General features: G+C 48.5%; 2 protein-coding genes. Both read right to left on the bottom strand.

The annotated features are described in order from the left end of the window. Positions 1–2,698: non-ribosomal peptide synthetase (locus LJ740_RS22935; protein ID WP_229531475.1), on the bottom strand; the 2,698-nt coding region annotated here is incomplete at its 3' end. After that, on the bottom strand, positions 2,695–6,828 hold the full coding sequence (locus LJ740_RS22930; protein WP_229531474.1) for a non-ribosomal peptide synthetase: 4,134 nt from the start codon (positions 6,826–6,828) through the stop codon (positions 2,695–2,697). The genes LJ740_RS22930 and LJ740_RS22935, both read right to left, overlap by 4 nt. Positions 6,829–6,876: the final 48 nt, after the last annotated feature.

The following is a 6,876-nucleotide window of genomic DNA, read 5'->3' as shown; positions in this document are numbered from 1 at the left end:
TGCGACGGGTGAGCTCTTCCTGATTGATATAACCTCGCGCCAGACCGACACCACCGATATACAGTTCACCCACCCCTTTCACCGGTACGGGTGACAACGCATTATTCAGTACGTACAGCTGGATGTTATCTATCGGTGCACCGATAGGAATACTCTTCTCCTCTCCCTGGTATTGACTGCAGTCCCAGTAACTAACGTCCACTGCCGCCTCGGTAGGACCATAAAGATTGTGCAACGCCACCTGAGGGTACAATTGCCGGAAGGCTCTTACCTGCTCAACACCTAATGCTTCGCCACTACAAAAAACCTGACGTATTGTCTCACAGTCTTTCAGATAATTGCCCGACAGCATCACCTGTAGCATGGAGGGCACAAAGTGCATCTTAGTCACACCGGTATCCTGGATTAACCGGGCCAGATAGGCCGGATCTTTGTGCCCTTCCGGGCGCGCGATCACCAGAGTCGCTCCCACACTGATTGGCCAGAAAAACTCCCATACCGAGACATCAAAGGTATAGGGTGTCTTTTGCAGAATGCGATCCGTGTTATCTGCGCGATACTGACGGTGCATCCAGAGAATTCGATTGACGATGGCCAGGTGCTCTACCATCACCCCTTTGGGTTGGCCGGTAGAGCCCGAGGTATACAACACATAAGCCAGTGCATCCGGGGCCACAACCAGTGACAGGTTCTCAGGTGAATGAGTTGCCAGAGTATCCTGTACCCCGGCATCATCCAGACACACGCTTTGCCCGTCATGGCCACTGAATAAACCGGCTAAATCCGACGTTGTTATCACCGTCTTAAGCCCTGCATTGGACACCATGTAGTCCAGACGTCCCTGCGGATAGTCCGGCGCCAGTGGCACATAGGCACACCCCGCTTTGACTATCGCCAGCAACGCCGTAACCATCTCAAACGACCGGGGTAAACACACCCCCACACAGGCACCCGCCGTCACACCACAACCGGACACCAGGTAACGGGCAAGTTGGTTCGCCCGGGCATTCAACGCCGCATAACTCAACGACGCCCCTTCAAACACTAACGCATCGGCCGTCGGTGTCGACGCCACCTGCGCCTCAAACAACGCGGCTAAACTGACCTGTGACGGTAACGCACGCTCAGTGGCATTCCACTGATGCAACACCTGCTCCCGCTCCGCGCCCGTCAACAGCGCCAGACTCTCTACCGGCGTCCGGGGAGATGCCAGGGCCGCCGACAGCAACACACCAAAGTGCTCTGCCATACGCCCGATACTCCGGGCCTCAAATAAATCCCGGTTGTATTCCCATTCCAGTACCAGCCCACCATCGCGCTCCACCACCGTCAGGGTCAAATCGTATTTCGACATCACCTCTGCAGACTCCAGCGGACGCAGTGATAGCCCCGGCAGGTCCAGCTCTCCACTCCCGGCGTTCTGCAATATCAACATCACCTGGAACAACGGACTGTGGCTCAGACTACGCTCCGGCTGCAGACGCTCTACCACCTGCTCAAACGGCACCTGCTGATACTCATACGCCGATAACAACACCTCCTTACTTTGCAGTAACAGGGTTTCAAAGCCCGGCGACCCGGACAGGTCACTGCGCAGCACCAAAGTGTTCACGAAAAACCCTATCAGCTCCGCTATCTCCGCCTGCTCCCGGTTGGCTATCGGGCTGCCTACCACGATGTCGCTTTCGTTGCTGTAACGCGATAACAAACCGGCAAACACCGCGTGCAGACCCATGAACAAGGTCGCTTCATGCGACTGACAATACGCCATCAACGCGGACGTCACCGACGCGTCTAACTCACTGCGATGCACCGCGCCGTTAAACGTCTGCTCATGGGGACGGCCATGGTCCAGCGGTAAACCGTGTAATACCGGTAAATCCGATAACTGCGTTTCCCAGTAATTCAGCTGACGGGCCAGCACATCACCACTTAACCACTCTCGCTGCCAGTGGGCATAATCCCCATACTGGACCGACAGCGGGGCCAGTGGATTCGGCGTTCCTTCTACTCGCGCCCGGTACAAGGCACTGAACTCTTTTATCAGCAACGACATCGACCAGCCATCCGAGGCGATGTGGTGCATTGTGACCAGCACCACGTGCTTGTCGTCACGCAACTTCAGTAAACGCCCGCGTAGCATCAGGTCGGCCGTAAGGTCAAAGCCCTGCAATCCCTCTTCACTCACCTGTTCACGGATAACCGCCTCCTGCGCTTCCTCGCTCAGGTGACTGAAATCAGCCTGCTGCACCTGTAACGCTGTCGCTTCGTGGATAACCTGATACGGCTCGCCATCCTCATCGCTCATGAAAGTGGTTCGCAAGCTCTCGTGACGGTCGACAACATCGTTCAACGCCCCTTCCAGGGCATCGACATCCAGCTTACCTTCCAGCACCAGGCTTGCCGGAATGTTGTATTGACTCTGGCCCGGCTCTATCTGATCAAGTACCCACAAGCGTTTTTGGGCATAGGATAAGGGTAGAGGCTTATCTCTGGTAATGACCGATATCGCTGGGACTGGGGTTTTCTTTTTGCGCTTTAAAAACTGAATCAGCTCAGTTTTAGACTCTTTTAAATGACGCAATATATCTGGTGTTACGGCACCTTCCGGAGCAACAATATCGATACTATTATTCTCATCCAGAGATAACTTGATATTGGATTGAGCAAGTAACTGCATTAATTCAATCAGGCTCATATTTTAAAGTTCTCCATCTTTTGCTCTTCAGCAGTCTCCGTTTCAACAAGCGCTTCGCCTGAGTGCATTACATCGATATAGTTAGCCAGATGCTGCAATGTCGGAAATTCAAAAATAGTCTTAACGTCCAAATCAATTTGGTGTCGCTGCCACAACAGCGTAAAAAATTTCATTGCTGACAATGAATGTCCGCCAATTTCAAAAAAGTTGTCGGTTACGCTTACCCGGTTTAAGCCCAATAACTCTTGCCAAATTTGACACATTATTTTTTCCATCTGAGTTTCAGGTGGCACAAAGTCTCGAGTTTCCGGGGTTGTGGATATTTGCGCCAAAACCTGGCGGTCTATTTTGCCATTAGGAGTTAATGGCATCGTCTCTATCACTCTAATATCATGTGGGATCATGTATTCAGGAAGGCTTTGTGCGAGATGTGTTTTGAGCTCAACTAGCGTGGCGTAATTTACGTTTCCGTTGCTTGGTGACTGGCAAACAGTGACATATGCGACAAGATATTTAGTCTTATCAATGTGTGTTTTTGCCAGCACGACAGCTGAACTTACACGCGAAAAAGAACGAATCGCCGCTTCGATTTCGCCCAACTCTATTCTGTAACCTCTGATTTTCACTTGATTATCAATGCGACCTATAAACTCCAAACTGCCATTGGGGAGCCACTTCACCAGATCACCGGTTTTGTATAATTTTTGACTTGATGATGGGTCTTCAGTGTCATAAAACGGGTTGTCGATAAATCGTTCTTTCGTCAGATTATCAAGACCAAGATACCCTTTTGCTAAACCTATCCCGCCGATGTACAACTCACCTGCCACCCCAACAGGTAGTAACTGCAGGTCTGTAGAAAGCACGTACATGGGCGTATTAGCATTGGGTTTACCTATCGAGATAACTTCTTCATCCCCATACACTCTGCCAGTCGTAGAGCACATTGAGACTTCTGTAGGTCCATAAGCGTTTATAAGCTTAACTCTACCAGCCCATTCTTTTGCCAGGCCAACGGGACACTCCTCGCCGCCAACAATAACATGGCTTACTTTTGGCACCTCATCCGGATTAAGCATGGCCAACCTTGACGGCGTCATCATCAGATGACTAGCATCGTGGCGATTTGCGTAATTTGACAGGTCTCGAGACTTTTGAGATAAGGATTCGGCAATTACCACAGTACCGCCATGTAACAAGGTCATCCACAGTATCCAACTTGCAGAATCGAAGTTAATAGTCAATGTATGAAGAAATTTTGTGCCTTCATTGACCTCGAATACTTCAGCGTTATCGTATAGGGTGTTAATGATTCCCTTGTGTTGAACCATGACGCCCTTCGGTTTCCCTGTAGAGCCAGAAGTGTAAATGACATACGTCAGGTCTTCGCAACTGCTTTCACTCGTTACTAAATTGTGGCGCTTGTGAACGCTGATTTGCTCCCGGGTAGCGATGTCGTCCAGGTCAATTGAGTCAATATCCAGAGATTGGTATTTTTCAACAAATTTACCGGAAGTTATTAATAACCTAGTACCAGAATCTTGCACCATATACTCGATTCGAGATGTAGGATAATCTGGATCAAGTGGAACATAGGCGGCTCCCACTTTGAGTATGGCAAGCAAGCTTACGACCATGTCCAAAGAGCGCCCAAGACACACACCTATCAGATCGCCATGACTGACCTGTTTAACATCGGACAGATAATGCGCTAACTGATTAGCTTGTTCATTAAGCTCAGCGTAAGACAAAGCCTCCATGTTACATGTCAGCGCAACTGCATCTGGGTGCAAAGATACCTTCTCTTCAAACAGATCATGAATACACCTGTTTGTTGGAAATTCGCGAGTTACAGCGTTCCAGTCGTACAATTGCAGATTTCTCTCGTCTTCCGAAAGCACCGACAATAGTGGATTGTGAAAGACAGCCTCAGTAGTTGCATTGTCAGACTCCAAAGCTGCAGCCATTTTTTCTAGGGTTGTCACCATATAATCCACTACTCTTTTGGCGGAAATCTCACGATGACACTGAAGGTCCAGGACGAAACGGTTTGATAAATTATCAACAGTTAAACTCAATGGATAATTTGTGTATTCCTGACCTCCGTGATACTCAAATACCCCCTCATTTTCATCACCAGCATTGTCCTCAACCGACGAGCCGCTAGAGTGACGGTAATTGAGTAGTGAAGTAAACAACGGTAAATTCGCTGCCAACCCTGCCCCTTTTTGAGCGATTGTAAGGGGGGTTTGTTCATGTTGAATAAGTTCTATAAGCGCTTTATTTACCTGTTCAATTTGTACCTTTAATGCAACATCTGTAAGCGTAATACGTATCGGTAAAGTATTAATAAATACCCCCAACACATTATCCATACTCTCCGTGCCTTGAAGGCGCCCAGACATAACAGTCCCAAAAACGACGCTTTTCTTATTGCAAGCACTAGCTACGACAGCTGCCCAAGCAAGATGGAAAAAAGCAGCGGGACTAACCGAAAGCTTACTTGAAATCGCGTGAATAGACCGGGTTAAGGAATCAGGAAGGTCGAACTGAACGATATCCAGATTATTCCCATTACCGTGAACATCCATCAATCCAAAAGGAGCGGTTGTTTCTTCAATATCGGCCAGTTGTTCGCGGAAGAAATCCAAAGACTCTTGCTCAGTACTCTTATTAGCCAATGTAGCGATAAATTCTCGATACTGTTTTGGTTTTGTCAGAGCTTCCTGTTGTTGATTAAAGTACGCTGCAATTTCACCTTTGATGATTTCCAAACCCACGTGGTCAAAAACGATATGATGAAAATAGATCAGTACCTTGTATGTCTCACTGCTCCTTTCTGCTCCAGCAAATATCTTAATAAGCGGTCCTTTGTTAATTTCTATAACAGGAGTATGCGCATTTGCGGCAGTAAAGAGTCGCTCGAATGGAGGACGCTGTTTATCCAATTCAATGCGCTCAAAAGACAAATCAACTTGCTTGCAAACCACTTGCACTGGGGTTGATGTGCCTTCCCAAACGATTATGGTTCGCAGCGTATCGTGACGCTCCATAACAAATTGCAATGCTTGCAAAAATAGCTCTAATTGAGCGTTCCCATTAATGGTAAACTCAGCAGGTATTAGATATGGATCCGATTCAGGTGTTAAGCGATAGTGGTACAAGATACCTGACTGCAGTGGCCCCAACGGGTAGATATCTTGAACATTATTTAGTCCACCGGGAACTTGCTTAACAATTTCATCAATCTCTGTTTGTTCAAGGGCCACAAGTGGCAACATCTGCGGCGTTATCCTTTCAACTCCGGGGCAGATAAGGTTTTCGGGCGTAACAAAACTATTGTCTTTCAGTACAACTCGATTATCGATGTAACACGACAGCTTATAAATAGTGGGGTAGCTAAAAATGTCTCGAGCTTCAAGTGCGATCCCTTTGTTACGCAAACTACCGAGCATGTTTATTACAAGAATAGAATGCCCACCTAACTGAAAGAAATTGTCGTGAATACTGATCTCATTTAACCCCAGATGAGCCGCCCAAATATCGTGAATAACACGCTCAGTAGTGGTTTCAGGTGCAACATAAGTTGCTTGTAACGAACTCATATCAGGTACAGGTAACGCCTTTCTGTCCAACTTACCATTGGCCGAGAGCGGCAGCTCAGACAGCAACACAAACACATCCGGGATCATGTAGTCCAGCAACTGGTGAGCAAGTGCCTGGCGCAAACCGTCCAGGTAGTCTCCCCGGGCAACAACATGCGTTTCGCCCTGTAACAGCGATTTGTCTTGCGGCACAATGTAAGCCAGTAAGCGACTGTCACCGTTGTCCATTTTGCTCGCAATCACGGTACCTTCGCTCACACCAGCAACCTGTAGCAACTGGTTTTCTATCTCCGTTAACTCTATTCGCAGGCCGCGCAACTTGATTTGAGCATCCGTTCGACCCAGATACTCCAGCTGACCATCTGGCAACCAGCGCACCACGTCCCCGGTTTTATAAAGACGCGACGAGTGGCCAGGCTGGTGCGGGTCATAAAACGGATTATCGATAAAACTGCGACGGGTGAGCTCTTCCTGATTGATATAACCTCGCGCCAGACCGACACCACCGATATACAGTTCACCCACCCCTTTCACCGGTACGGGTGACAACGCATTATTCAGTACGTACAGCTG

It is taken from the genome of Planctobacterium marinum (assembly GCF_020687805.1).
Lineage (GTDB): Bacteria > Pseudomonadota > Gammaproteobacteria > Enterobacterales > Alteromonadaceae > Planctobacterium > Planctobacterium marinum.
This window is presented reverse-complemented; position numbering and strand designations above follow the sequence as displayed.